This window comes from Idiomarina sp. T82-3, from assembly GCF_001577655.1.
Taxonomy (GTDB): Bacteria; Pseudomonadota; Gammaproteobacteria; order Enterobacterales; family Alteromonadaceae; genus Idiomarina; species Idiomarina baltica.
In genome coordinates this window covers 1-25,277 of record NZ_LSBQ01000020.1, presented here as the reverse complement: position 1 = coordinate 25,277, position 25,277 = coordinate 1, and the positions used below count along the sequence as shown (strand labels likewise).

Here is a 25,277-nt window from a genome sequence, read left to right as displayed (position 1 = left end):
GTTGGCTAACGCAAGTCTATAAAACACCTAAATCAATCGCTTTGAGTACCGCGCGCGTGCGGTCATGAACGCCTAGCTTGGCCATAATCGACGAGACTTGGTTTTTTATAGTACCAGTCGACTTAAACAAGCTATCGGCGATTTCTTGATTACTGAGCCCTGCCGCCATCAGTCTCAGTACAGCGAGTTCTTTATCGGTTAACGGCTCTATCAAGACGGGAGCGGTCTTGTTGGTATCGTGTGTTAGGCTGTTAACGATGCGCTCAGTAATAGCAGGCTGGAGCCAAGTGCCGCCGTCGACGAGCGCGCGAATTGCATCAACCAGCGTTTCTAAAGAGACATCTTTAAGTAGATAGCCTTTCGCACCTGCTGCAATGGCCTTAATAATTAACTCGTGATCATCAAAGGTCGTTAAAATTAATATCGGTAGCTGAGGATGTGTCTGGCGCAGGTGTCTTGTCGCTTCAATACCATCCATACGTGGCATACGAATATCCATCAGCACGACATCCGGTTGTACTGAGTCGATCACGTTAATGGCTTCCTCACCATCGCTCGCCTGCCCACAAATGGTGAGCGCATCGCTCATGGTCAAAAGACTCTCTAACCCTTGTCGAATAAGCGTTTGATCATCGACCAGTAGTACTCTGATCATAACGCTAGCTCCTTTGGTAATATCGCCGTGATGGTTAACGTTGGCTGGTCATGAATGCGTAACTGGCCTTTAAGTTCTGTGACGCGTTCAACCATGCCTCGCAGGCCATTACCGGGCCGCAATGATTGCTTTATTGTGCCCGAATCAGCAATTCGCATTTCGATATCCTCGTTACTCGATAGCTCAATAGTCAGCGTGTTGCCGTTGGAGTGCCGGAAAAAGTTAGTAATGGCCTCTTTTGCAATGAGTAATAGCGTCTCGGCCGTAGCAACGTCAGTCACGGTAAGGTCGTCCGAAATATTAAAAACGACCTGCTTGTCTTGGCTGCTTAGTTGCAAGGCGAGCAAAGCGCTTTTAACATCGATTGCAGCCGTGCTGCGTATATCGTTCACCGCTTCGCGGACATCGGCAAGCAATAGTTTGGCCACCTGCTGACTGCGTTCAATAAGCGTTTTTACCTCACCCTCGGACTTTCGTTCGGCTACTTGCAACTGAATAGTGAGAGCTGTTAGATGATGCCCGACTAAGTCATGGATATTGCGAGCAATACGGGTACGTTCAGATTGTTTACTCGCTTCAGTAAGTAGTGCCTGTGTTGCGCGAAGCTCACGGTTAATTGCCTCCTCTCGCTCACGGGCTTGTTGCTCTTTTAGCTGGGTCATCATCATTACGATGGAAAAAATTTCAAACGTCCAAAACAAAACGGCGCTGAGCCATGCGCCTGACTGTTGCCAATGAACGTGATAAATGACACCAAAAATAGCGGATAACACAGCCATGAGTATGACTGCACCTAGCAGCGACATAAAATAGGTCAATTGTGCGGCCCAGATTACCAACAGAATCGCGACATAATTATGCGGGATAAAAAAGAAGGTGAAGTAAATACACGCTAATTGCAGAAAAATAAGGCCGTAACGAGTATGGGGTTCATGTTTGAATGGCTTTTGTCGTGTGGCGAGACTAAAGCAAACAATAAACCCAATCAATGCGAGGCAAGTTACGTAAGTTGTTATATCACTCCACGGTAGCAAACCTTGTCGATGAGTAAAGTAAACCGAGGTCGCGGAGACGACTAGCCAAGTGAGTAGGCCCGCCCAACGGTCAGCGCCCATTTGCGCGATATGTGAAATATATTTGGCAATGTTCATGTTAGCAGTATGCCGTGAATGTCTCCCTTTAGAAATAGGCCGAAAGTCACCTTTTAAGTCATGACCTTTGTCACTCACAAAGAGGGCTTAAGTTGCTTAAGCTTTCAATCAGTGAACTGACGGAGAACATCCATGTTGCAATTACATTCCTTTCTTTTATACACGCACATTCTGGCAGGTGCGCTGGCTATGGCCTTATTTGTCATCCCTATGGTGGCTCGCAAAGGCAGTCTCAATCATCGTAAGTATGGACGTTTTTACACTTACACGATGTATGTACTGGCCATCTCAGCCTTAGTGATGTCGGTGATGGTACTCGTAGCTCCGACTTACTTTAAGGGGCAATTGATTAATCAATCTACCTCGCCAGAAGATACCTTAGCGACGGTACGCATGTTTTGGACGTTGCTTCTTTTCTTGTCATTACTAACCTTTACATCTATTCATCATGCGAACCGTGTGTTGCAAACGAAGGGCAATAGAGCACCGCTAAGAAAATGGCACTATGTCGCAATGCCGGTGTTATTAATGGTGGTTGCCAGTGTGCTTTTTGTGCAGGGGATATTGATGGCACAACATGCATTGGTAAGTCCTTACTTACACTTTATTTTTGCTGTGCTGGGCATCGTCAACGGCTATCAAATGCTGTCTTACATATTTTCCCAAAATGTCGCGCGCAATCGTTGGTTAATTGAACACTTAAGTTCAATGTGTGGTTCCGGTATCGCGGTCTACACAGCCTTCTTTGCTTTTGGTGCGCGGCATGCGCTAGCACACATCGGACAATGGCAGTTGCTGTTTTGGGTTATGCCTGGTGTGTTGGGTGGTGTTGCGATTTATTTTTACAGCAAAAAGTATGAAGCCTTAAATGTGCGCAAAGGAGTCTAATATGAAAAAAATAATACTCATGATAGTGCTCCTTTGGAGCTGCTGCTCAAACGCACAAAGGAGCGACATCGAGAAACTGCTGAACATGGAGCAATATGACCAAGCTGAGATAATCTCTCAGCAATGGATTCGGGACAAGCCGACGGATGCTAATGCCTGGTTCTGGCATGGACGCGTAATGGCAGTACAGGCAAGTAACAGTTTTTTTAGTGCTTTCAGTTACGCGAATGAATCACTTGAAGCTTTCAAAAAGGCAGTCGAACTGGAACCCAACAACCCGATGATGGTTATGGGGCTGGTCGGTTATTACCGTAATGCGCCCAGTATCGTTGGAGGTGGCGAAGCGCATGCAAGCGCGCTCATCAAGCAAAGTTACACCGGTTACCCAGAACGCTATGAATTTCAGCTTCATTACGGGCTTGTCCTGCAAGAAGAAAAAAGCTGGGCAGATGCGTTTCAGGTTTTTGAAAGGATGATGTCTGCTGAAAGGCTAAATGAGCGATTGATGGGTTATTATCAATTTGCTCGGACGAGTATCTTTTCGGAGTCACGAACTGCTGATGGTGTGACTGCGCTAAATAGGTACCTTAAAGAGATCACAACGCTGCACAAACCTGATACATCTTTACCAAGTGCTGATTGGGCACGCTATCGCTTAGCGCAGTTATATGCTCACCAGGATGCACAGCAGCAATTTAATGAGTTAGTGAAAGCCCGTGATAAACATGAGGAAGAAACATTGAACGAGGCGTGGCAGTCACTGCTGTCAAAGCGTTAATAAAAGCGAATACAGTTGCGACCAGCGAGCTTGGCGCGATATAGAGCCGTATCTGCATTTTTAATCAAACGTTTGCTCGTTTTAACAAGTTCAGAATCTGCAATCGGTGGCTCATAATAGCCACCAATGCTGACAGTCAGTATGTCTGCGCACTGTGATTTTGGATGTGTAATCGCAAGTCGACTGATTTGTTCACTGATGTTATTTGCCATCTTTAATACACTACTGGCATTGGCAGAAGACATCAGAATGGCAAACTCTTCACCGCCATAACGAGCAACGAAGTCGGTACCTCGCTTTACCAGTTGAGCTAAGCTTTGACTAACGGCTTTGAGCGCATCATCACCCGCTAAGTGACCAAAATGATCGTTATAGGCTTTGAAGTCGTCGATATCTAACAGCAACATCGCAATCCCCGTTTGTTGCCTTTTAGCACGTCTAATTTCCGTGGCTAAACGCTCATCGAGCGCGCGACGGTTAGCAACACCGGTTAAGCCGTCGATATTGGCTTGCTGAGTTAATTGTTGGTTGGCTAACTCAAGCGCTCGTTTGGTCTCGAGCAACGCGGCGTGTGTACGTTCACGCTCAATGGTGTTCGCTATCATGTCAGCAATTAAACTCAGGTGTTGAATATCTTCCTCAGTCCAATGGTATTGCCTGCGCACCTTGTCGCACCCGACAAACCCTAATATGCGTCCTTTTGCCACTAGACCAATGCATAACACCGATTTGATCTGTTCACGTTCAAACTCGTCGCGCTCTGCCTTAGCAGAGTCAGGGAGGCGCGATACATCCGGGCATACGAATCGAAAGTCATTTCGCATCGTGGCGAAAAAATAGGGTAGATCGTCGTGTCCGACGTTCTGAAGATCGTCAATATGCCGTGTGAAACCCTCGCGTACCCATTCGAACGTATTCGACATGCTTGTGAGGTCTTCATTAAATTCAAAAATGTAGCATCTGTCCGCTTGGCAATAATCACCATAGGCAGTAATGACCTCAGAAACGCATTGGGATGTTTCTGAACCCTGAGAATTAATTAAGCGAGTTGATAGCTTCGAGAGCAATTGATCAAATGATGACATTTATTTTTGAATTTTTGTATTTCTATAACACTGCCTTAAGATTACAAAAGTTGCACGAAAAATCATCATTTTTTCCACTAAATCAGTGAAGGTCGTGATAAAGCGCTATCGATAAGGCATTAAGTGCCCTAGGATAGGCATAGCGTTGTCTTTAGTGAAAGGGTAAAAGGAGTTGAGTTTGGCTAATCAAGCGCCAGGGTTCATTGTTGCACATAGTCATCGATTGGAAGACTTAACGGATATCGCAGTTAATTTTATTGAGCGGTTTCCTCTTGCACCACTTGAGCAAGAAACCGTATTGGTGCAAAGCAACGGTATTGCACAGTGGTTAAAAATCAACCTTGCACAACATGCCGGCATTGCTTCAATGATTGATGTGACGTTGCCTGCGCGATTTCAGTGGCAAGCTTATCGGGCCGTTTTAGGTGACGATATACCTCGTACCTCGCCTTTTGATAAAGCACGTTTGAGTTGGCGACTATTGCGCTTACTACCCGATGTTCTCGAACAGGACGCGCGTTTTACGCCGTTAAAAAACTATATTGCTAACGATCTCGATAATCGCAAGCTGTATCAATTAAGTGAACGCTTAGCGGACTTATTTGATCAATATGCCATCTACCGTGCCGATTGGCTAGATAACTGGTTGAACGAACGCGATGTACTCGATAACGGCGAACCTGTCTCTAATGAGCACGCTTGGCAACCAGAGTTATGGCGTCGCGTGGCTAGCGACATTGGCGCAGAAAACCTATGGAACAACCGTGCCACCTTACATCAGCAGTTTATTAAATCGGCACGCGCTTTAAACCAACGCCCCGCCGCGATTCCGCCTCGCATTATGGTATTTGGGATATCGTCGTTACCGCAACAAATGCTCGAAGTGCTCGATGCCTTAAAACATCTCAGCCAGATCGTGCTGTGTGTGCATAATCCGTCAAAGTTCTACTGGGCCGATATTGTTGATGGTAAAGAGCAGTTAAAGCAGGTGGTCAAAGCAAAGTCGCGATTAGCTAACAAACCGGGTATGCCGCTGGAGTGGAAAGACGAGGAATTACATCAACTCGCTCACCCTCTACTGGCATCGTGGGGTAAACAGGGTCGCGACTACATTCGCCTGCTCGATTTATATGATGAGTCAATTCAAAAGCAGGCCGAATTGGGTCATATGACACTTGAGCTGTTTGAGCCTCATACAGTTGATCATGTGCTCGGACAGTTGCAAGACGATATTCTAAACCTGAGACCGCTGCATGAAACTCAGCAACATTGGTCACCGCTATCAGCGCAGGATCAATCGATGCAGTTCCATATCTGCCATAGTCCTCAGCGAGAAGTTGAGGTGTTACATGATCGTTTACTCGCGGCATTTGCAGAGGATCCCACGTTGAAGCCGCGAGACGTAATGGTGATGTTGCCTGATGTCGATACCTATGCGCCTTATATTGATGCCGTGTTTGGACGGTATGCGCGAGATGATAACGGACAAGATACGCGCGCTATTCCGTATACGATTGCTGATCAGACGTCGCGTCATCGAGCACCATTGTTGATTGCCTTAGAGCTCCTGCTTTCGAGTGATCAGCTTCGGTTTACCCAAACCGATCTGCTGACGTTATTAGGTACACCTGCGATTCAGCGTCAATTTAATATTGACGATGATGATGTCGAGCAACTTCGAACTTGGATGACGAATGCGGGTGGACGATGGGGATTGAGTGCTGAGCACCGGAAGCTGTTTTTCATGCCCGATGACGATGAAACCAATAGTTGGTGGTTTGCGATCAAACGAATGATGGCAGGCTATAGCATTGGTTACGCAGAAGTAGAGTGTGACTGGCAAGACATCGCTGCGTATACGGATATTGGCGGCCTAGGTGCCGACTTAGTTGGACGCTTCGGTTATTTTATCGAGCAGTTGGAGCGCTGGTGGGATGACTCGCGAGAGGCGCGTACTTATAGCGATTGGCTACCCATAGCGGAGTGGCTCATCGACACCTTTTTTGAGTCGGAAGAGGCGAGTGATGCGCTACTGAAAAACCAAATTGTCGACCAGCTATATCAAGTTGCCGAGCATGTGGATGAGGCCGATAATAAAACGGAACTGAATATTGCATTATTCCGCGAGTCTTGGCTATCCCGAGTTGATGAGCAGAATTTAAATCAACGATTTTTGGCCGGTGCAGTAAACTTTGCAACGCTGATGCCGATGCGCGCTATTCCATTTAAGTTTGTTGCCATATTAGGCATGAACGAGAGTGATTATCCACGAAACACCAGTCAGATTGACTTTGATCTGATGGCATCACGTTATCGACCTGGTGACCGCTCACGTCGAGATGACGACCGCTATCTATTTCTCGAGGCGTTACTCTCTGCTCGTGACGTTTTTTACGTAAGCTGGGTGGGCTTTAGCGCACGAGATAACAGCGCACGCACGCCTTCGGTATTGGTTGCGCAACTACGCGAACATTTACAGCAAGGATGGCACAGCGATCTGAGTGAGCACACGTTAGCGCATAAGTTACAGCCATTTAATCGAGCTTACTTTGATGACAGCTCGCGCGTATTCTCATACGCGAGCGAGTGGGCTCAGGCGCATGATTCCGTCTCTCATCAGTCGTCTTCAAGTTCGGTTGCGCTCACTGATGACCTAGCGGATGAACGGACGGTAAACCTCAACGATATTAAACGTTTTGTTCAAGAGCCAGCGCGTTTGTTTTTTAACAGTCGGTTGGAAACTTATTTTTCGGTTGACGCGGATGAAACGATTGATCGTGAGGCATTTCAACTGGATGCGTTAACAGAGTGGAAACTGTTACAGCGGGTGGTGGATAAAACGCGCGAAGCAGTAAGGAAAGAACTCGAGCCTGAGCAACAGATGCACGAAGAACTGGCGCGTATACGTCGAGAAGGTGCGATTGGTACGTCGATGATAGCGGAGCGTCATCAACAACACATCCAACAGCAAGCTGAAGATATTCTAGAGACCTACGGTGTCGTGGCGCAAGGGTACACGCGTCAAAATATAACGCCTTATTGGGTTGATGTACGACATAATGACGTCACTATTGAGGAGGGTATCGAAGGTTTGCACTGGGATGATAATGGACAGTGTGCTTGGATTATTACTACGGCGAGCCAGGTCGCCGCGAAAAAAGCTGATAATATTACCGATAGTGGATGGAAGCATTTCGTACCTTATTACGTAGGACACTTACTGTTAAATAGTCGACAACCAACAGTGACACATATCGTGTCTCGCGGTGGCTGCCATTTTAAGTTGCCGGCAGTTGCAACTGATGTAGTTAACTTCCAGCTTGATGCGATGACAAAGTTAATTTCACTGGCGTACCGCGAGCCTATAGCAATGCATCTTGATTTAGCCCGTATCTATTTAAAAACGATGAGTAAAGAAGATGATGAAACAGCCGCTGAAGCCGCGTTGCGTGAGTACTATGAGGTTGGCACATCACAACGTAAACCGCTGGTACAGACAGCGCAGTATTGTGCTCGTACAGCAGGTACCTTTAGTGACATACGCGGTCAGCGTCACTTTAAACTTTTCATAAACTCCTTGTACCGCCCCATGTTCGAGTTCGTCGAACAACAGGGAGGGAAAAAGTCATGAGTCAGGTATTACAAAATCCTTTGGACTTCCCTTTAGCGGGTAGTCGGCTGATAGAGGCGAGTGCGGGGACGGGTAAAACTTATACTATCGCAGCGCTGTATGTTCGGCTCGTTATTGGCATGCGGGCTGACAGTGATAGCAACGCTGCATTAGAGACCCCCCTCTTGCCACGTAATATTCTGGTGATGACGTTTACCAAAGCGGCGACTGAAGAGTTAAGCGACCGTATTCGTGCACGTCTCGCTGAGGCAGCGCGTTATTTTCGTGATGTTGATAATATGGCTGCCGATCCGTTTTTAACGCAGTTACGTGCCACGTCTGAAGCACAAGGCGAATCACTCAATTACCTGGCGCGACTGCTTGAGCTTGCGTCCGAGTCCATGGATGAAGCGGCTGTAAAAACAATCCACGGCTGGTGTCAGTCGATGCTTAAAGAACACGCATTCGCCAGTGGAAGCCTGTTTACACAAAATGTTGAAACCGATGACGAAGAGTTGCGTCGGCAAGCGGCCGAGGACTACTTCCGTCGCTTTATTTATCAAAGTGATAGAGCTACGCAAACTGCTCTGCTAGCGGTGTTCGATACTCCCGACAAGATTTTGGCACAGCTGTCGAGCGTGGAGGACAGCGGGTCTTTACAGGTTGACGATGATATCGCGGAGCGATTACAACGCGAAGCTCAGCGCTATCAAAGCGAGCTGAACTCGCTTAAGCAAGATAGCGGTTCTGCATTTGAGCGCGTGTTAGCCGACCTTGAAGGTGTTAAAGGTGTGGCGCAGAAAACCAAGCAGATACAAAAATTTGTTGACTGGTGTGCGAGTGACGCACAAACCGATGTGAAGTTCACAGATGCTAACTGGCGAACGATCAGTGAAACTGATTTAACAAAACTGCATGAGAAGAAATTAGCGGGTGCTGAGTTACCACCTTACTGGCTTCAAGTGGCCCAGTTCAAAGCTAAATTTGAAGGGGTACATCAAATTAAGCGCGGTTTTGACGAGCTAATTAATCGTCATGCAACTCAATGGGTTAAAGCGCGTTTCACCGAGCTGCAAAATCAACGTGCTGAAATGAATCATGACGATATGCTGACAAGACTGCGCGATGCGCTTCGAGGACCGGATGGCGAGCAGTTAGCGACGACAATCAGACAACAGTACCCGATCGCATTGGTTGATGAGTTCCAAGATACCGATCCCGTTCAATATGAGATTTTTAATCGTATTTATCGCCTAAAAGAACCGTTGCCAGACACGGGTATATTTTTAATCGGCGATCCCAAGCAAGCCATCTATAGCTTCCGTAATGCGGATATTTTTACCTATCTAAAAGCGCGTCGTGATACAGAAGGACGGCACTATAGTTTGGCAACTAATTTTCGTTCGTCAACACAGATGGTTGAAGCCGTGAACTATCTTTTTCAGCGTGCCGAGCAGTATGAACGCGGGGCTTTCTTGTTTAAGCAAGAAGAAAAAAATGAGTTACCCTTTGAACCCGTATCCGCGAACGGCGTAAAAACAACATTTAGACATCGGTTGCGAAGTCAACAGCTTGAGCCGGCGCCTGCGCTCTACTGGAGCGTAAGTTCAGAACAAAAGCGAAAAAAGAGTGACGCGTTTAGTCATCTGGCGAATCATCACGCGCAGTTGATCGTGAACTTACTCAATGATCCGCAAGCGGGCTACTATGATGACAACAATGCTTTGCAGCAACGTGTCTGTGCCAAGGATATCGCTATCTTGGTTAATAACTTCGCCGAAGCGGATGCTATTCGTACGGCGCTTTCAGCGAGGGGTGTTAAAAGTGTTTATTTATCCGAGCGAGAATCGGTTTATGCTCAACCCGTTGCGCGGGATTTACTCTATATTTTAAAAGCCTGTGCTGCGCCCCGAAATGCCAGCGCACTGAAAACTGCGGTTGCGGCACCCTTGCTGAACTTATCTTTGTCTGAATTAATTCGGTTACAGGAAGATGAGAACACCTGGGAAAGAACGGTCGATACCTTCATTGATTTTCATGAAGTATGGCGCAGCCAAGGTGTCTTAGCCATGCTACATCGTTTAATGCATCACTTTCAGGTGCCGGCAACTTTGTTACAGGATAAAATCAACGGCGAACGTAAATTGGCGGATGCGCTACATATTGCGGAGCTGCTGCAACAGAACAGCATGGCGTTAGAGGGCATGGCCGCGTTGGTTAATGACTTTGCCGAGAAAGTTTATGAGCGGCAGAGCTTTGGTGCAAGTAGCCGCACGCAGCGCGATGAACAACAACTCAGACTCGAGAGTGATGACGATCTTGTTAAAGTTATTACTATTCATAAATCAAAGGGTTTGCAATACCCGCTGGTGTTTTTGCCCTTTATAACTTACACGCCTCAAGAGCAATATCGTATTAAGCCACCGATGACTTATCATGACGAACAAGGTGACGTCCAAGTGCTCTGGTCAAAGGACGACTCTGCTAAATCGCGTGTGTTAGATGAGTTGTTGGCTGAGGATTTACGCAAGCTTTATGTCGCCGTAACGCGTGCACAACACGCCACTTTTATTACAGTCGAGAATGTCGGGCAATTTGAGCATAACCCGCTTGCTTATTTGCTTGGTGACGACGCACTAACTGACGATCTGTATAAAGCTGCGAGCGAAGCCTGGGGACAGTCAGATGTGAGTGTGGTTTCCAAATTAGAAGACGACGAGCGATTTGAAGCGTTGCAAGAGCAAGTTGCCGAATATACGGCTTTGAAGGCGCGTGAGATGCCCAGAACCCAACTGCTTGAGCGCTGGTGGGTGTCGAGTTATAGCGCATTGCGTTATCGAGCAGCCAATGACTACACACAGTCAGGTCCGCAAACGGCAGTCGAAATGAACCTATTAGAGGAGGCAAACACCGCCACAGGCGAGGGTAATGTTGAGGCAAATGATTTGACTTATTTACCGAGTCATTTACATCAGTTTCCGAAGGGTGCGACTCCAGGAACGCTTTTACACAACGTTCTCGAACACTGCGCGATAGAAGGGTTCTCGACCGTGCTCTCAGATCCACAACGGCTCAGTGATGTTATCGCGCAAGAACTGCGAGGCGAAGTTTGGGATGAGTACCGGGATAATTTGGCACATTGGCTTATGCAGTATTTAGCACTTCCGATGGTATTCAGTGACACTATGCAACCAACGGCACTGAGTGACCTTACAAGCTATAAAGCCGAGCCTGAATTCTGGTTACCTGTAATTGAGCTTGAAGCAGAACAGTTGGATGCGTTAATACAGCGACATCTTCACCCAGGGCAAAGTCGACCTCGTTTAGAGAGCATCGAGTTAAACGGCATGCTCAAGGGGTTTATCGATTTGGTGTTTGAGCATCAAGGTCAGTATTTCGTCGTTGACTATAAATCAAACTGGCTGGGCGACTCGGACGATGATTACAGTGAAGTAGCCATGACCGATAAGATATTAGCGAGTCGCTACGATGTGCAGTATGTACTCTATACCTTAGCTCTGCATCGGCAGTTAAAACAGCGTTTAGGCGATGAGTACGATTACGATACGCACGTTGGTGGTATTGCCTATTTATTTTTAAGGGGTAATCACGCGGAAACGGGTGGTGTTTATCGAGCAAAACCTCCCTATGAACTCATTGCCGAGCTCGATGCTCTGTTTAAAGGAAGGGAGAACCATGATGTCGCATGACCGACTGAGCTATTTGCGTGCTATTGCTGATGAGTGGTTTGAGCACGAATGGATACGTGCGCTGGATCGTGCCATGGTCGACTTTCTATTCCGCAGCGGAGAAACAAATGTCGCTATGCTGGCGCTCGCTATGCTGACGTCTCACCAGGCTGGACGAGGGTTAACCTCATTAAAGCTTGAGGACCTTAAAGCGTCGCCCGAGCGCTGTTTGGCGTTGCCGCCGTCGGGGCGAAGTCATGACGTCACGTTGCCTAGCAAACTACTCAATGAGTTGAGTGTGTTTGAGGGCGATTGGCAAACATCTGTTTCACTCAATAGTGACAGTAGTCCATTGGTTCTGAATAAAAGTAGCGATGGTGAGCGCTTATATTTGCGGCGCTATTGGTATTGTGAACACTACAACAGCCAAAACCTCGAGATGCGGATGGATAATACGCTTGAGGTAAACGATGACCAGCTCAATATGACCTTGGACGCCTTGTTTGGTGATACCAGCAAACAATTAGACTGGCAACGAATGGCCTGTGCTAACGCGGCGAGAAGCGCCTTTAGTGTGATTACTGGCGGGCCTGGAACCGGCAAGACATACACTGTTGTAAGGTTGCTCGTAGTACTGCAGCAACAATTTCAACAAGCCCATGGAAGACCACTGCGTATTAAACTTGCGGCACCTACGGGCAAAGCGGCAGCGCGCTTAAGTGAATCGATCAACGAGGCGTTGTCAGAGCTACAAACAAAGTTACCGGAGACGCTTCAACCGTTGCTGGCGACTATTCAAATAGAAGCTTCCACTGTACATAAATTGTTAGGAGTTATCGCTAACTCTCGCCGTTATCGTCACCATGAAAAGAATCCTGTTCGAGCCGACCTTATAGTGATTGATGAAGCATCAATGTTAGACATCGAAATGATGACAGCACTCCTTCAGGCGACTCCGACACAGGCCCAATTGGTACTGCTAGGTGATAAGGATCAACTGGCTTCGGTAGAGGCGGGTGCTGTTTTAGGTAACTTGTGTGAAGGGGCCGAGAAAGGGGGGTATTGGTCATCGACGATTAACAGTTTGGCCAGTACCGATGCACAACAGGATGCGCTAATCCAGTATCAGGATGAGGCCGGGCCCAAGCGCTTACAGCACGTGGTGATGCTGCGTCAAACACGACGTTTTGAGCAGGCTATTGCGGACGTTGCGAATTCAATTAACGACCAGAATACGCGGGCGATCGAGCGCTTCTTTAGCGCGCCAGTGTCGGAGTATGACTCGAATATTGTCACGTGGTTGATGTTGGAACACGACCGTCAGGATAGTTTTGACCTGTTGATAAAACAGGGTTTTTCGCACTACTTAAGAGCGCTCGAACAATGGCGCGAAGTCCCCGCTGAACAACGCGATACAGCGGCAGTGCTGGATGCATACGCAACATTTCAGCTATTAACAGGTTTACGCAATGGACCCTGGGGCGCTCATGCACTGAATCGATATGTTGCCGATGTTTTGGGCGTTGAAGCCGACCGGTGGTATGAAGGTCGTCCGGTTATGGTCACTAAAAATGATTACGGGCTGAGGTTGAACAATGGAGATATCGGTGTCACGTTTCGGATGCCCGAGACCGGTCGCTTGAGAGTGGCGTTTTTTGACAGTCACGGAAAAGTAAAATGGGTATTACCGAGTCGCCTAAATCATGTTGAAACCGTTTATGTGATGACAGTGCATAAGTCTCAAGGGTCAGAATTTGCGCATACCGTATTAGTAACACCTCAGCATGACTCACCTGTACTAACTAAAGAACTCCTTTATACAGGGGTCACTCGAGCGAAGAAAAAACTGACCTTAGTTGTGAGTAAAAAGTCGGTATTCTTAAACGCGGTTTCAAAACGAATTAATCGCTGACAGCGTTTCGAGCGTAAATGTAAAGATAGTAATGTAAAGACGCCTATCTTTAACTATATTTAGAGAACCATGACAAAAGGATCTCTGTCGCGAATGCCATATTCAACACGAAAGCTCGATGACCGCGTTTTATTTGATTGTATTGAACGGGACAATCAGCGCTCAGTTTGGTTAAAGCGTGTTGAGGCAGGGGCTGAGTCTTTAGCAGGCGAGCGATTAAAAAACGATAACCGTTGGCATCAGATTGTTAATCCTAACTACTTCCTCGATAACGGCGATCAGCATGGGCTTGTTTTGCCTCAAGGAGGCTGGCTCGACGAACTGCGTTGGGATAACTTACTTGAAGCGATTGGTGTTGCCGAGCGTATTGTGGGTGCGGTAAAGCACATTCATCAGACGGGGTTAATTCATCGTGCTTTGAACCCCTCGATTTTCTACGTAACCGACCAACATGCCATAGTGATTGATTTAGCGACCGTCACGCAGATTCGATTTATTCACACACCCTGGCTCCCTCTTCCACAGAACGTATCCTCTTTGAGGTGCGTCGCACCGGAGTTAACCGGTCGTTCACAAGCGATAGGTGACGCTCGCTGTGATCTTTATAGTCTTGGAGTGATTTTATATTATTGGTTTGCTGGAGCCTATCCATTTACCGCTGACTCAAGTGCGCGAATCGTCCACCAGCATCTAGTAGTAACACCCAAACGTTTGAATCACATTAATCCTCAGTTACCTGAGGTTCTGGCAGAGGTCGTCGCGCGATTGTTGGCTAAGCAGCCGTATCAACGCTACCGTGACGTAGATGCATTACTGAACGATCTCGTGACAGTACGCCAAGTGGTATTAGGACAGCGTAAGGATGATATCAGCATCATTTCGCGATTGGGATTCACGAGCGAGATAGAGCGGGTCGGTTCGCTCTATGGACGCGATAACCAACTTCGACAGCTTGAAAAAAAATACAGCATGAGTCGCGAGGGTGGAACGCAAGGCGTATTCATTAATGGTCGCTCAGGTTTAGGAAAAACATCGTTAGTGCGTAATTTGTATCCACAAATGACCGCTGACAATGCTTTTTTTATCTCGGGTAAGTATGAGCACTCGACTAGCGGTGTTCCATACATTGGTTGGCTGTCAGCAATTGAGTCGCTGGCGGGCTATTTTAAGCAGATGTCGAGTGAGCAGCTTACTCAATGGCGAGCTTGGCTCGCTGAAGCAATGTCTGACTACCTGGCTACCTTTTTGAGTTGGGTACCTGATATTAAAAGCAGCCTTGGATTTTCCGACTCGACAATAGCAACGCGACAGACTAATTTGCCCTCGTCGGAGGCAAAGCAACGACTTAATGAAACCGTTCGCCGATTGCTTTCCGTATTTGAGTATGCTGAACGTCCTTTGGTGATCTTTCTAGATGATTTGCAATGGGCGGATCAAGCGTCCGTGGAACTGTTGGAATGGATACTGACTCAACCGAGTCGAGCGCCTGTTTTGTTGATTGGTTCAGTGCGAGAAGATGAGGTGAATAGTGGACATCCGCTCAGTATCGCGGTTCAGGAAATTGAACGTGCTAATGTGATTCCGTTTAAGCATATTCAACTTGACGAGTTATCTGTCGACGATATTTCTTTGTTACTCGCCGAAAAGGTTCAACACGAAACGCGTCAATTTAAACAGTTAGCTGATTGGTTGCATCAACATAGCCACGGCAACCCGTTTATGGTTTGGCAACTATTAAAAGCTCTCAGTCAGAAAGGATTACTTCAGTATCAACTGGAGACTGGCTGGCGGTGGCGAATGGATGCAATTAATGAGTTGGACCAAGTTGACGATATTTTCTCAGTCATACAGTTGCGGTTTCAACTTTTGCAAACTGACGTGCAGTACCTACTCGCTAAAGCCGCGTGCATTGGTGTGCGCTTCGATATGGCGTCTTTAGTTAGACTGACGGGACAGACACCTGAAACGATTTTGGAGCAACTGTTACCTGCAATTAACGACGAGTTTGTTGTCGTAGAGGCTAATATTAAGTCGCCGATATTGGATGAATCCAACATGAGATTTCGTTTCATCCATGATCGAGTACAGGAGGTCGCCCATCGCACGCTTGATACGAGCAGTCGTGCCAAAGTGCATTATCAGTTGGGTACACATTTATTGCAGCAAGCCACGGCTCATCCAGAAGTTTACTCAATCAGAATCGTTAATCACTTGTACCGTGGTAAGCAGTTTATTGACACTCGAGTCGAACAAAGAGAATTTCTTAGGCTAGTTATCAATGCTGCTAAGAAAGCGGCTTCGGCAGGCGCCTTTGCCGAGGCTTTAACGATCGTGCATCAGGGAATGCATGAAAATCCATGCCTTGATGATTTATGGTCGGTAGATCCAGAACTTGCTTACCAAGTGTATTCTGAGCGTGGTGAACTTGAGTACCTCAACTCAAATCTTGAGCGCGCCGAGTATTTTGTACGCCAAGCGATAGGCAATACTGATTCGTTACTTGATAAGGCCAGCTTATATACCCAGTGGGTGCAGCAAGCCACCTTAAATGCTGACTATCAGAAAGCGGTCAATGTAGCGCGTGAAGGGCTTGCATTGTTCGATGTGAGCCTGCCTGAGGAAGCACAACTCAGCACGGCAGCGTTGCGTTGCAACTTATCGGATTCTTTAGACAGCCTCTCTTTTAATGACTTAGCGCATTTGCCAGAGCTCACCGATAAAACACAACAGGCCATTCTCGCCTTATTGATAGCGATGGGGCCGCCGTGTTATCGAGCATTTCCACGTCTATGGTCGAGTGTTGTCATCGCGCAGTTCAAGTTAATCAGCGCTTATGGTGCGAACGGTGCTACCGGTTATACGCTACCAGCGATCGGTGGGCTGATGGTTAATCACCAGTTGGCTGATAGTCAACAAATTAAATTGCTTTACGATGCCACCGAACGGTTAACTCGAAAACGTGGCGATACGAGTGCGCAAAGTATGGGTTTTCTGATGATGGGGAGTTCCTTAAATCATTGGTTTAGAGCCCAACGTCTCGCGAGTGATGATTACATGGCGGCATACCGATGTGGTCAACAGTCGGGAAATTTACAGTATGCAGTATATGGCTTTGGTCATGATACTTACTGTCGGTTTTTTTCCGGGGAAGCGCTTTCCGAGCTCGTTCCGCGTGTAGAGCACTACCTAGAGTACGCCATGCAGCGCGGTAATACTTGGGGCATTGATTTAATGACAGGGGCGTTAGGGGTCATGTACCGGTTGAGTGGCATAGGTCACTTTCGAGGTAGCTTTGAGCAACATGTAGCTCAAGCCGAAGCCAACCATAATCACCAAGTGCTCGCCATCCTCAGTTGCATGCGTTTGATTGAAGGGTTAGTCGGTAACGATAGAATTATTGTGCAAAAGTCGCTCGAACGGTGCGAGCGCTACATTGAACATATATCGGTACAAGGCTTACTGCCGATGGCGCACTGGCCTGGCCTTCGTGCGCTGGCATTGAGCCAGCTTGAACAGTTAGATACAGATTCATTAAACGTAGCAATCACGCGCTATCAAACCTGGGCAGAATGGCAGCCTGATAACTTTAGCCATTGGTTGACGTTAATGCGTGCTGAGCAAGCACGTCGACAAGGTGATATGCCGCAAACATTGGAAGATTATGACGCTGCCTTGCGCCAAGCGCAGAAGCAAGGGCAGTGGCACACAGCAGCTATGATAGCGACGCGCGCGCAGCATTACTGGCAAAGTAAAGGGCACCCTGGATTTGCATCGGAGTATTCCTCCCAACGGCATCATGCGATGGAGCGTTGGGATGCGATCGAATTGATACATGACAGCGAGCGTAAGACCCGGTCGACGGGGTACGCGATGAGTATGGATGTTGTGATTGAAATTGCGCAAGCGCTGTCCGCGTTTACTGAGCATGAGCAACTTGTTTCTGAAGTTTCTCGTATACTGGTTCGACAAACAGGCGCCCAGCGATTGGCACTTTTGCAGTGTGAAGATGACGAGCTAAAGCTAGTAATGGACGTAGAACATCACTTGGAAAAGTATTTTGAGCCAAGCGTTAGGTTGGAGCATGTAAATAATTTACCGAAGGCAATGATTCGACATGTCGCCAGCGTAAAAAAGCTGCAACACATTAATGAAAATACGCTGACCAACCGAAGTTGGCACAACCGTGCCGAAGATATTAAGAGTAACCAATTAGGTGAATTTTCCGGTTCGGCAGTGACTGTACCGTTGGTTTATTTGGGTGACTTGGTCGGTGTGTTGTATTTGGAGCATAGCCGCAACCGATATGCTTTTAACGACAGGCAGATGCCCATTGTGGAATTTATTGCTGCACAGGCGGCAATTTCCATCCGTAATTTAGATCTGATGCGTGCGCTGGCGCGAGAGGGCGAGGCAAGAGCGGAAGCAGAAATGCGCATGCGATTCGCGGATGCTGAGATGGCTTCCCATGACAAAGTAACAAAACAGTTACAGCATCTTGCTAATACCGACGCGTTAACGCAATTACCCAACCGTCGCTTTTTTATGAGTGAACTGCAGCAAAGCCATGATTTATTCAAACGAAAGGGTCATCAAGCCGCTGTCGTTATGATGGATATCGATTCTTTTAAGGTCATCAATGACCGCTACGGCCATAGTGCGGGGGACGAGGTGCTAAAGGCGTTAGCAAAACAGTTTAATCACGCTGTACGCATGAACGATATTGCAGCCCGCATTGGTGGCGAAGAATTCGCTTTGTTAATCCGCGATGCAGATATGCCACAGGTGTTGGCAATTGCAGAACGATTAAGACAAGCGATAGAGCTCGACTCTATTGTGCACAGCGGCGAGGAAGTGGATTATACAGTGAGTATTGGGATTTCATTATTCGAGACTCAAGACGATGAATTTGAATCGATTCTGAATCGTGCTGATAGAGCACTTTACCGTGCCAAGTCTTTAGGTAAGAACAGAGTGTGCCATGGCGCACTCTAGAAATGTGAGCCGTACGGTGCTTCGCGCCTGTAATTCGAATCACCGTACGACAACTGCTCACACAGCTAACTAACGTGAAGTGCAATTTAATTATATGCGATCTATTCTCATTTTCAATACTAAATGAAAAAAATTCTCATTTAGATTTTCGTATGTTAAACTGTTCGAGATTTAAACAGTGATTTAGGAGTCGCTATGCGCAGTACCATTGCAGAAAAAGTCACTCAAGTACGTCATTGGAACGATACCCTCTTTAGTTTTAAAACCACACGACAACGTTCGTTCACATTCGAAAACGGACAATTCGTGATGATTGGCTTAGAGGTCGACGATAAACCTCTGCTGCGCGCTTACAGTATTGCAAGCGCAAACTATGAAGAAGAGCTCGAGTTTTTCAGTATTAAAGTACCGGATGGCGCTCTGACCTCGCGTCTTCAACATATCGAAGTAGGCGATGAAGTGATCATGTCAACACGGCCAACAGGTACCTTGGTACCAGGACACCTCCTACCTGGTAAGCGCTTGTATTTGCTTTCGACGGGGACTGGTCTAGCGCCGTTTATGAGTGTTATTAAAGATCCCGATATCTACGAGCAGTACGAACAAGTAGTGTTGGTGCATGGTGTCCGTTATGTGTCTGAGCTTGCCTATCAAAAAGAAATCGGCGAGGACTTACCAAATAATGAATTTTTCGGTGATTGGGTCAAGGAAAAGCTACGCTACTACCCAACAGTGACGCGTGAGCCCTTCCGTGATGAAGATCATCAGAAACGTATCACCGAGTTGCTCGAGTCGAACACCCTCACGCGTAAGCTGAATTTACCTGATATCGACCCTGAGCACGATCGTTTCATGTTATGTGGCAATGATGCCATGCTACAAGATTTAATGGTTATCTTGAACGAACGCGGCTTTAGTAAAGCGACCTCGCGTAAACAAGGCAGTTACGTTATCGAGCAAGCGTTCATCGAAAAGTAAACCGATTGAATTGAGCGAGTAAGTTTGCCACGCTATTTAAGCGTCTTATATTAAGGAGCTTGTAATGAGCGCGTGGCAAACCACTGTACAACATGTACGTAATTGCTCTCTATGTGAGCCCAAATTACCTTTAGGGGCTCGCCCTGTTATTCAATTTCATCCGCACGCCAGGATACTCATAGCGGGCCAAGCGCCAGGTATTCGCGTACATCGTTCGGGCAAACCGTTTGATGATCCGAGCGGTGAGCGCTTGAGAGCGTGGCTTGGTGTCGATAAGTCAGATTTTTACGACGCACGGCAGTTTGCCATCCTACCGATGGGCTTTTGCTACCCGGGTACTACGAGCTCTGGAGATGCGCCCCCACGACCTGAATGCGCCGACGCTTGGCGCGAGCAATTACTTGAACAACTACCCCACTTACAACTTACGCTCGCAATCGGACAATATGCTCAGCAATGGCATGCTCAGCAACTTACCGGTATCAAGCTCCAGCGAACACTCACAGAGCGCGTAAAGAATTGGCAGGCGTGGTTAGAACAGGGCATACTGCCATTACCCCATCCGAGCCCTCGCAATAACCGCTGGCTTGCTAAAAATCCATGGTTCGAAGATGAGGTGTTACCCGAGTTGAAAGCGCAGATCGCGCGATGGCGAGGCTCTCAAAAATGAAAAGATTAGCAGCGTATGGACGCTTAATATGTTTTTTTGTGGCGGCTATGATAGGTGTTCAAATACCGCAATTTGTCGACCAATACGGTGATGCCGTCTACGCACATCTTAACGAGGCGAAAGCGAGCGTAGCGGAGTTTCAACAGGAAGCCGACCGCTATTTTGATGGCTCTATTGAGCGTCTTATTGACTATTACCGCGCTTCAGATGATCCGGTATTCATTGATGGCGGAGATAGCATCGAGACCATTTATCAGCGCTACCAGATGCTTCAGTCCGCTTGGAACCAATACCAACAGGGCTATTGGCAACGTTACCAAACGACATTTTTGTCTCCGATTACTGATATCCGTAGAGAAGCTTGGACGCGTTATGACTATGCGGTACGCCTGACACCTGAGGCTCTGGTTATGGCTGTCGTAGTTGGCTTATTTATTAGTTTGCTAGCCGATCTGTCGTTGAGCTTGTTATTATGGCCGCTCAGAAAACGCAGGACAGTCGCTAACTAGGAGTATGCAATGGCGTATGATTGGGTTGTATTTGATGCCGATGAAACACTATTTAGGTTCGATGCTAAGCGCGGTCTAACCCAGCTATTACAGTCTTACGACGTTGATTTTACCGAAACGCACTTTAAACGGTTTAAAGAAGTGAATGCCCCCTTATGGGAGGCGTTCCAACGTGGCGAAATTTCTGCCGCAGATATTAAAGCGCGACGCTTTGTGGATTGGGAAGATCGTTTGGGGGTTTCATCTACAGAGCTCAACCGTCAATTTATGGCGCAGATGGGTACTATTTCCTCAACGCTTGATGGGGCAGGGTCAATGCTCACTGCACTCGACGATAAAGTTCGCATGGGCATTATCACCAATGGCTTCGTCGAGCTTCAGCAGGAGCGACTCGCAACGCATCAGTTTGAACAGTTTTTTCAGTTTGTGGTGGTTTCTGAAGCGCTTGGTGTGGCAAAACCACACCCTGAGATTTTCCAGCATACGCATCGTCAGCATATCTCGGAGGAGGTTCCGACCAGTCGCATCTTAATGGTCGGGGATAATCCGTATTCGGATATATTGGGGGGACAACGTGCAGGCTGGCATACTTGCTGGTTGAATGAACACCAAGCCACTTGTCCCGAAGAAGTTAAACCGAATCATACTATCCGTCATTTAAGCGAACTGGTGGAGCTAGTGGTTTAATCACCACCAGCGTCCCACGCGTTTTTTATAGTCACGGTAGGTATCACCAAAGTAGCTTTCGAGCTGGCGCTCTTCTGGTTTGATTTGAAATAGGTTCATGTAGAACATATAGAGGGGTAAGCCCAACAAGGCTGCCATGTTGTGTAGTGATAAACCCCAAGCAAAAAGAATAATTAGAAAGCCTAGATACATTGGGTTACGTGTCCAGCGGTAAATACCGCGCGTCACCAATGTGCTCGACTTATCGGGTATGCGGGGATCAACGGTGGTGTTTGCTTTACGAAACTCAATCCATCCCAATAGAGGTAATAGAATACCCAGTGCTAATAAAATAATGCGTATCCACACCGGCACCCACCCGAAGCGAACAGAAGGGAACAGGACCGCGCAACCATACATAAGTAGGGCGATTAAAAAAATGAGTAATAGCGGTGGAACTTTGAGTTCAAGTGCTTTCATAATTTAGGATGATTAACGATGAGCCAGCAAACCATTATTGACCAAACCCAACGCTGGGTACAAGAGGTTGTGGTTAAGTTCAACTTTTGCCCATTTGCACGACCGGAGGTCGACGCTAAGCGTATCCGGTACTGCGTTGTAGCTGAGCAAGACCGACAGACTCAGCTCGAAGCGCTGAATCATGAGTTGTTAAACTTGCAACAGAACGACGCTATTGCGACTACACTTCTTATTGTTCCTAGAGGCGTGGAGGGGTTTTACGATTTCTTGGATTTGGTAGACCAAGCCAATGAACTCATAGTGATGCAAGGCTTTGATGGCGAATTTCAACTGGCACACTTTCATCCCGACTACTGTTTTGCGGATGCCAAGCAAAGTGACCCAGAGAACTATACCAATCGCTCTCCTTATCCGGTACTGCACCTACTTCGAGAGGCTATGATGGAAGAGGCATTAGAGCAATTCGAGCACCCCGAGAAGATTCCCGAGCGTAATATAGAATATTGCCGCCGCCGAGGTGCTGAGTATTTTGCTCAACAGCTGGCGACGATTACGGCCGGTAAGCGTTAGAGAACATTATTGAGCGCGATCCCCACACCAAAACGTGTTTGTTTGTGGTTGTAGTCAATTAAGCTCTCGCCGTACCCAGTAAACAAACTGGTATAGCCAATGAATTTGCCCCAAAGTGGGAAAGTGAAGTTGAATTCCGCTGAGCCTCGACCTGTTTCGATGGCATGTCGCAAGTTTAATGTATATTCAAAGTCATCGATATTAGCAGCGATGGTGAATTCATAGTCGCCAACGTAGTCGGTAATATCAGGGTTGTCGTCGCCTGAAGACTGCATCGGATCGGACTTTTCATCCTCTTGGAAGCGAATCCATGGTTTTAGGCTGAACACAAAGGGCCCCTTTTCTGCGACTAACTGCACGTAAGCACGGTTCCAGCTGCGCGAAAGTTCTTGGCTACGTCCGTTTGACAAGTGCTCAACACCAACAGCTAAGCCCGTATTAGTACCAAATGGATGCCAGCCTGTCGGTGTTGTATAAAATACCTCAGGTTGGTAATTGGTCTCTCTAAACGGCTTTGAGATATTACTCGCGTATACTTGCCACCAAGACTGCATTGTAAAGCCGAAGAAAAGCTTGTCGCCTTCAACGAGCAAGCTCTCTTTATTGACAGGCACTTTAAAGCTTAGCTGAAGCTTTGCTTCGTACTCTTCAAGATTGTCCTCATAGCCTTGGAAGTTTTGGTAGGGCGCCGTGTTAATGTCGGTTGTTCCCCAAACGGGTAAGATGTAATTACGGCGGTGAGGCGTGAGCACGTATGGATCAAACTCGGTTACTTTTTCGCTTTGTAAGCGTTTGGTCAATGCGCCAGGATCTTCGACTTTATCAATCTTAACCACGTCTTCTGACTCTTCTTGACGTAGCTTCTCCATGCATTGCTGACGCACTTCTGCAATCGTTAACGAGGCCTTTTCCTTATTCATTGCATCAAGGAGGCACTCTTGCATTGCTGATAACTCCTGCGCTTTAAGTGAAGGCATAGCAACAAAGAATAAGCAGAATAAAGGGAGTAAGGTACGATGCGGCATGATAAAAAATTCCATATAATTGAATGTAATAAATCATGACTAATACGTATCTAAATGTCTACTCAGATCCCTCTAGTTCATGAACTCTTAACGATAATTTTTCGTAAGTGAAATATACATAGACAATTTATTAAAATCTGGAGGCGTTATGAAAGTTGCCGTGATTGGTGCAAACGGGAAGATAGGTACGCATGTGGTCGAGCAGTTGCAACATGCAAAGACTCACCCGGTTGTTGCGATGGTGCGGAAGCAAGTGCAAGTCGATGGCTGGAAAGATCAAGGTGTCGACGCGCGTTTGTTAGATCTTGAAGGTCCTGTAAGCGATATTGAGAAAGCGTTTGAAGACATCGATGCGGTGATTTTTACGGCCGGCTCTGGAGGAGCGACAGGTGATGATAAAACGCTCATGGTTGATCTAGACGGAGCCGTTAAAACGATGGAAGCAGCGCATGCGGTAGCTGCGGATCGTTTTATCTTGGTCAGTGCGTTGCAGGCACATAACCGCGAGCATTGGAACGAAGATTTACTGCCCTACTATGTCGCAAAACATTACGCCGACAAAGAGTTAATGCGTAGCGAGCTTGACTGGACTATTGTACGTCCTGGCGGTCTAACAGACGAGCCAGGTACAGAGAAGGTGGAGCTTGCCGAGAACTTAGGGCGTGGCACTATTGCAAGAGAAGATGTGGCACGTATTCTAATCCGTTGTCTTGATGCAGATAATACGATTGGCAAGCACTTCGATGTGCTGACAGGCGATCAAGGTGTAGAGGCTGCTGTTAAGGCGATCTAGACCAATTGCATGGCGTGCGTCCGGCTAAGGCGCACGCAACTATGGGTTCTTGGATTCTTCCGCTGGCACGTATATCGCCACACCTTCGGCGGTTTTATCGGTTAAACCAAACATGCGTCCAAGTTGGACACTCAAGCCTAAATTACCCGAATAGCTGCCCAACCCGGTGCCAACATAGACCGAGCTATCGCGTTTTTCGCCCGTCGCTTGTAACAGAACACCATTGGCGCCTAACTTTGCCGCTTGTTCCTTAAGTCGTTGGACAACAGCATCCATTTGGGCTTGATCACCGAAGCTCCAACTACCGTCACTTGAAACAGATAAGAGCGCGACCGTTTCATATTGCGTGGGTTCTTTTAGGTAGAGTTTGACAGCGTTGACGTTGATTGCAGGACGTGCCTCGCCAACCATAACGGTAGAGGGTTTCGAGGAACAAGCCACCGACCCTAACAGTATAACAGTTGTTGTCAGCAAGGCCGAAATTCGAGAAAAAGTGTTACGCATAATACACTCCAAACAAGTCCCTATTGATTGAGTATACGTAATTTATCGGCTTTTAGTGCGTCCTTTACATGAAAATGATAAAGAGTTGTGACTTCTATAGCATCAGGATTTATCAATGCCCACTTTCGAGCTTTTGTTTTGTTCGATCATTTCAGGGAGTTTGAGTACTTCTCTCGGAAATCCAAAAGCGTCTATTAAAAAATTTGAGCCATTAGTTTCAATAAGGGTTCTACCCAGATTTTACGGACACATCCATAAAGAGGCATAATGTGCCCATAAGGAGTGTTCATGACCAAACGAAGAAAATACAGTACTGAATTTA

At 47.1% G+C, this 25,277-nt stretch carries 18 protein-coding genes; 12 read left to right on the top strand and 6 right to left on the bottom strand.

Annotated elements, in window-relative coordinates; all coding sequences use genetic code 11:
* Positions 1-16: 16 nt before the first annotated feature.
* Both AWU56_RS10795 and AWU56_RS10790 read right to left on the bottom strand, forming a co-directional pair.
* Positions 17-655: a response regulator transcription factor gene (locus tag AWU56_RS10795; RefSeq protein ID WP_286682522.1), complete on the bottom strand. Its 639-nt coding sequence runs from the start codon at positions 653-655 to the stop codon at positions 17-19.
* Positions 652-1,806, bottom strand: a complete 1,155-nt coding sequence (locus AWU56_RS10790; protein ID WP_286682521.1) for a sensor histidine kinase — start codon at positions 1,804-1,806, stop codon at positions 652-654. Before AWU56_RS10790 ends, AWU56_RS10795 begins: the two co-directional genes overlap by 4 nt.
* Positions 1,807-1,938: 132 nt before the next feature.
* Between AWU56_RS10790 and AWU56_RS10785 the strand changes: the two genes are divergently transcribed.
* The gene (locus AWU56_RS10785) at positions 1,939-2,694 is read left to right on the top strand and encodes a DUF2306 domain-containing protein (RefSeq protein WP_286682520.1); all 756 of its coding nucleotides are present in this window, start codon (positions 1,939-1,941) and stop codon (positions 2,692-2,694) included.
* A 1-nt stretch (position 2,695) separates the two neighbouring features.
* A complete protein-coding gene (locus tag AWU56_RS10780) occupies positions 2,696-3,472 on the top strand; it encodes a tetratricopeptide repeat protein (RefSeq protein ID WP_286682519.1) in 777 nt (258 codons plus the stop codon).
* Here the strand turns inward: AWU56_RS10780 and AWU56_RS10775 are convergent.
* Positions 3,469-4,557 carry a sensor domain-containing diguanylate cyclase gene (locus AWU56_RS10775; protein ID WP_286682518.1) on the bottom strand — a complete coding sequence of 363 codons (1,089 nt, stop codon included), beginning with the start codon at positions 4,555-4,557 and terminating at the stop codon, positions 3,469-3,471. The genes AWU56_RS10780 and AWU56_RS10775 overlap by 4 nt on opposite strands.
* 178 nt (positions 4,558-4,735) lie before the next feature.
* Between AWU56_RS10775 and recC the strand changes: the two genes are divergently transcribed.
* The 8 genes from recC (at position 4,736) to yjjG (ending at position 21,604) form a co-directional block, all read left to right on the top strand.
* A complete protein-coding gene (gene recC / locus AWU56_RS10770; protein ID WP_286682517.1) occupies positions 4,736-8,188 on the top strand; it encodes an exodeoxyribonuclease V subunit gamma in 3,453 nt (1,150 codons plus the stop codon).
* Complete coding sequence (recB, locus tag AWU56_RS10765; RefSeq protein ID WP_286682516.1) at positions 8,185-11,877, top strand: exodeoxyribonuclease V subunit beta; 3,693 nt, start codon at positions 8,185-8,187, stop codon at positions 11,875-11,877. Before recC ends, recB begins: the two co-directional genes overlap by 4 nt.
* Positions 11,864-13,768 carry an exodeoxyribonuclease V subunit alpha gene (recD, locus tag AWU56_RS10760; RefSeq protein ID WP_286682515.1) on the top strand — a complete coding sequence of 635 codons (1,905 nt, stop codon included), beginning with the start codon at positions 11,864-11,866 and terminating at the stop codon, positions 13,766-13,768. The genes recB and recD overlap by 14 nt, the downstream gene beginning before the upstream one ends.
* Positions 13,769-13,861: 93 nt before the next feature.
* Positions 13,862-18,760, top strand: a complete 4,899-nt coding sequence (locus AWU56_RS10755; RefSeq protein ID WP_286682514.1) for a diguanylate cyclase — start codon at positions 13,862-13,864, stop codon at positions 18,758-18,760.
* A gap of 195 nt (positions 18,761-18,955) precedes the next feature.
* Positions 18,956-19,738: a ferredoxin--NADP reductase gene (locus AWU56_RS10750; RefSeq protein WP_006954623.1), complete on the top strand. Its 783-nt coding sequence runs from the start codon at positions 18,956-18,958 to the stop codon at positions 19,736-19,738.
* A gap of 64 nt (positions 19,739-19,802) precedes the next feature.
* Positions 19,803-20,408 carry a uracil-DNA glycosylase family protein gene (locus AWU56_RS10745; protein WP_006954621.1) on the top strand — a complete coding sequence of 202 codons (606 nt, stop codon included), beginning with the start codon at positions 19,803-19,805 and terminating at the stop codon, positions 20,406-20,408.
* On the top strand, positions 20,405-20,917 hold the full coding sequence (locus tag AWU56_RS10740; protein WP_286682513.1) for a DUF2937 family protein: 513 nt from the start codon (positions 20,405-20,407) through the stop codon (positions 20,915-20,917). Before AWU56_RS10745 ends, AWU56_RS10740 begins: the two co-directional genes overlap by 4 nt.
* 9 nt (positions 20,918-20,926) lie before the next feature.
* Positions 20,927-21,604 carry a pyrimidine 5'-nucleotidase gene (gene yjjG / locus AWU56_RS10735; protein ID WP_006954619.1) on the top strand — a complete coding sequence of 226 codons (678 nt, stop codon included), beginning with the start codon at positions 20,927-20,929 and terminating at the stop codon, positions 21,602-21,604.
* Here yjjG and AWU56_RS10730 read toward each other — a convergent pair whose 3' ends face one another.
* On the bottom strand, positions 21,605-22,063 hold the full coding sequence (locus AWU56_RS10730; RefSeq protein WP_272978329.1) for a methyltransferase family protein: 459 nt from the start codon (positions 22,061-22,063) through the stop codon (positions 21,605-21,607).
* A gap of 18 nt (positions 22,064-22,081) precedes the next feature.
* On the opposite strand from AWU56_RS10730, the gene AWU56_RS10725 reads away from it, so the two are divergent.
* The gene (locus AWU56_RS10725) at positions 22,082-22,633 is read left to right on the top strand and encodes a DUF1415 domain-containing protein (protein ID WP_286682512.1); all 552 of its coding nucleotides are present in this window, start codon (positions 22,082-22,084) and stop codon (positions 22,631-22,633) included.
* On the opposite strand, the gene AWU56_RS10720 is transcribed toward AWU56_RS10725, so the two are convergent.
* Positions 22,630-23,658, bottom strand: coding sequence for a phospholipase A (locus tag AWU56_RS10720; protein WP_006954613.1), 1,029 nt, complete (start codon positions 23,656-23,658; stop codon positions 22,630-22,632). The two genes, AWU56_RS10725 and AWU56_RS10720, sit on opposite strands and share 4 nt — an antisense overlap.
* A 148-nt stretch (positions 23,659-23,806) precedes the next feature.
* On the opposite strand from AWU56_RS10720, the gene AWU56_RS10715 reads away from it, so the two are divergent.
* Complete coding sequence (locus AWU56_RS10715) at positions 23,807-24,451, top strand: SDR family oxidoreductase (RefSeq protein WP_286682511.1); 645 nt, start codon at positions 23,807-23,809, stop codon at positions 24,449-24,451.
* Between the two features lie 39 nt (positions 24,452-24,490).
* On the opposite strand, the gene AWU56_RS10710 is transcribed toward AWU56_RS10715, so the two are convergent.
* Positions 24,491-24,955, bottom strand: a complete 465-nt coding sequence (locus AWU56_RS10710) for a hypothetical protein (RefSeq protein ID WP_286682510.1) — start codon at positions 24,953-24,955, stop codon at positions 24,491-24,493.
* Positions 24,956-25,277 lie beyond the last annotated feature (322 nt).